Origin of the sequence: uncultured Mucilaginibacter sp., from assembly GCF_903913935.1 — a bacterium.
In the GTDB taxonomy this organism is placed as follows: domain Bacteria; phylum Bacteroidota; class Bacteroidia; order Sphingobacteriales; family Sphingobacteriaceae; genus Mucilaginibacter.
This window is the reverse complement of sequence record NZ_CAIWNH010000009.1, coordinates 1-2,834: the sequence shown is the minus strand read 5'-3', so window position 1 is coordinate 2,834 and position 2,834 is coordinate 1. Positions and strand designations below refer to the sequence as shown.

The following is a 2,834-nucleotide window of genomic DNA, read 5'->3' as shown; positions in this document are numbered from 1 at the left end:
GTTTCAAATGGTTTTTCAACCGGGATGTTGTTTGGGGCTTCCTTTGGCATTGCTGGTTCATTTGGATCAGCCACAGGTTTAACTTCGGGGGCTTTGATAGGTTCCGGAAATTCAGCCGGCTCTTCCGTTTCTTTTTTCTTTGCCATCTGTAGTAGATTATTCTCAAAATAACCACAATAATTCCGCCCGGGGTATGATGAGCGTCAGCCCAATAGCTGATACAAGTCATATTATCAGCGTGCCGCTAAAGAGATGTTATTTTATGATCAAGTTCAATTTTTTTAGTGATCGTGATCATGGTTTGGTCCAAAAATAAATCCCGAAATTTACGTGGCTCCTCTTATAGCCAAAATTGTAATTTGATAATTTATTAACAATTAAACCGATGAAAACCATTGTAGTTATCAACGATGCTTCTCAGGAAGCCGCGAATGCTGCTAAGCTGGCCTTGAACATCGCCCAAAAGGTAAATGCCAACCTTTTAATTGCTAATATATTTAAAGAACATGCGCCGGTAAAGGCAATGGAATATGTTTTGGTTGCAGTTAATGATGACGAGGGCGTTAAGTTTAAGTCTAAACCCAAATCCAGGCCTTGTTTGCTAAGCAAACTGATATTTTTAAACAGCCAAAATAAAAATGATTTTAAACCGCAAATAAGTGATTTTAATGCCGCTGGCTTTTCTGAAAACGATATGGCTGCGTTTGTTATTAAAAACAATATTTGGATGATGGTTAAGGGCATGCATGAAAATGTGGAGCTGATGGGAGAGACCAGGAAAATTAATATTCATTTCGTTTTAAACCGGGTAATGTGCCCGCTTTTGCTTGTTCCCGCCAAATACCAGGTAAAGGACCTGGAGCGAATTGTTTACATGGCCGATTTGAGGTATTGTCAGCTCCCTGTTGTGAAATGTTTGGCCAGTATCGCCAGGCCATACCATGCTAAATTGCAAATAGCGCACATTTCTGCCCAGGGACTGCCCGATATGGAAAAAAATTATGCAATGCGTTTTTTTAGTGAGGCCATCGGTAACGTAGTGAATTACGATCAGTTGTTTTTTAATAATATTAAAGAAAGAGATATTCAAAAAGTGGTTGATGTGATGATCAACGGGCTAAATACGGATCTTTTGGTATTGATCAACCACCATTTTCATTTTGAACAAGTTTTAGGGAGGCATATAACAAACCAGTTGCCGGTTTATGTTACGGTGCCTTTGCTTATATTTCCAGGTTAAGAATAAGTTTTTACGGTAGATTTTTCCCGTGGATAGTTATAATATGACCCAGGTCACTTATCCGGATGATGTTCGTCATTTGGGCGTGAATGTTATGTGCTCATTTTTGTGTTTGTCAATTATTAAACTGGTTGATTATTCCCTTTAATTTTCTAATGAACAAGTCTGAGATCATATTCCTTGATGGCCCGCATTCCCGTTACAAGGAATTGAAGTTCACTTTTCAGATGATCATTGAGTTTATCAGAGGTTTCAGGGGACTGCATTTCATGGGCCCGTGTATAACCATTTTTGGCTCTGCCCGCTTTAAAGAAGATCATCCGTATTATCAGCTAACCCGCGAAGCGGCGGCATCATTTGCAAAACTGGGCTTTACCATTTTAACGGGCGGTGGCCCGGGCTTAATGGAAGCCGCCAATAGGGGCGCCAAAGAGGTTGGCGGCCGTTCCGTTGGATGCAACATAGTGCTGCCAGTTGAACAGAAACCTAACCAATACCTGGATAAGTGGGTATTTGTAAAGCATTTTTTCGTGCGTAAAGTGCTGCTGGTTAAATATTCATTTGCTTTTGTGGTAATGCCGGGCGGGTACGGTACGATGGACGAATATTTTGAAGCCTTAATCTTAATTCAAACCCATAAAATCGAGAATTTCCCCATAATTATTTTTGGTAAAGAATATCATAAGGAGTTGATCGGACATATTGAAACCATGAAAACGAATGGCACCATTGGCGAAGCGGATGCCCGCCTTTTCCTGGTTACCGATAGCATTGAGGAAGCCACAATGCATATCATTGAAAAAAGTATAAAACAATATGGTTTGAAGCCTGAGAATAAAGTAAGACCTTTTAAATGGCTTTTTGAGCATGAATAAAATCAATCTGTGTGCAAACTCAGGCTAATTTATAATATCGATGGAGAATAATGATCTTTTAAAAGCGGTTATTGAAAATGTTGTTGACGGAATTATTATTATAGATGATCATGGCACCATTTTGACAGCCAACCCTTCTGCCTGTATTTTGTTTGGTTATGATCAGGACGAGTTAAACGGCAAAAATATCGGTATTTTAATGACCGAACATGACAGGTCCCAACACCAGTCGCATATTGACGGGTATAAACGTACCGGGCAAGCCCGGATCATTGGCAAGGGCAGAGAAGTTAAAGCCTTAAAAAAAGGCGGTGCGGTTTTTCCGGCAAGACTGGCGGTGAGCGAAGTAAAATACCTCGACAAAATTTTGTTTGCAGGTGTTGTGCATGACCTTAGCCTGGAAAAAAAAGCAGAAGAAGAACAACAGGTTTACACTTCAAAACTGGAAGCTATAGTCGAGGAGAGAACAGGCTTCCTGAAGAATATTGTGAATACACTTGAACAGGCAAAAGACGAGGTTTATAATTCGTTGTTAAAAGAAAAGGAAGTGAACCAGCTGAAAACACAGTTTGTTTCGGTGGCCTCGCACGAATTTCGCACCCCGCTCAGCAGTATCCAGCTTTCGGCCTCGCTTATCGAGCAATATTATGATAAACTGAACCGCGATAAGGTTTTATACCACCTCAGTAAGATCAAATCTTCTGTTAATTATATCACCG

At 40.3% G+C, this 2,834-nt stretch carries 3 protein-coding genes; all 3 read left to right on the top strand.

Annotated elements, in window-relative coordinates:
- Positions 1 to 385 precede the first annotated feature (385 nt).
- Positions 386 to 1,240 carry a hypothetical protein gene (locus QZY09_RS00225; RefSeq protein ID WP_295666529.1) on the top strand — a complete coding sequence of 285 codons (855 nt, stop codon included), beginning with the start codon at positions 386 to 388 and terminating at the stop codon, positions 1,238 to 1,240.
- 155 nt (positions 1,241 to 1,395) lie between these two features.
- Positions 1,396 to 2,115, top strand: a complete 720-nt coding sequence (locus tag QZY09_RS00220) for a TIGR00730 family Rossman fold protein (protein WP_295666526.1) — start codon at positions 1,396 to 1,398, stop codon at positions 2,113 to 2,115.
- 40 nt (positions 2,116 to 2,155) lie between these two features.
- Positions 2,156 to 2,834 (top strand): PAS domain S-box protein (locus QZY09_RS00215; protein WP_295666523.1); only part of this gene is annotated, 679 nt, incomplete at its 3' end.

Excerpts from the sequence above, each read along its gene's own strand:
- QZY09_RS00220 (WP_295666526.1), top strand. The coding sequence starts at position 1,396 with ATGAACAAGTCTGAGATCATATTCCTTGATGGCCCGCATTCCCGTTAC.
- QZY09_RS00225 (WP_295666529.1), top strand. The coding sequence starts at position 386 with ATGAAAACCATTGTAGTTATCAACGATGCTTCTCAGGAAGCCGCGAAT.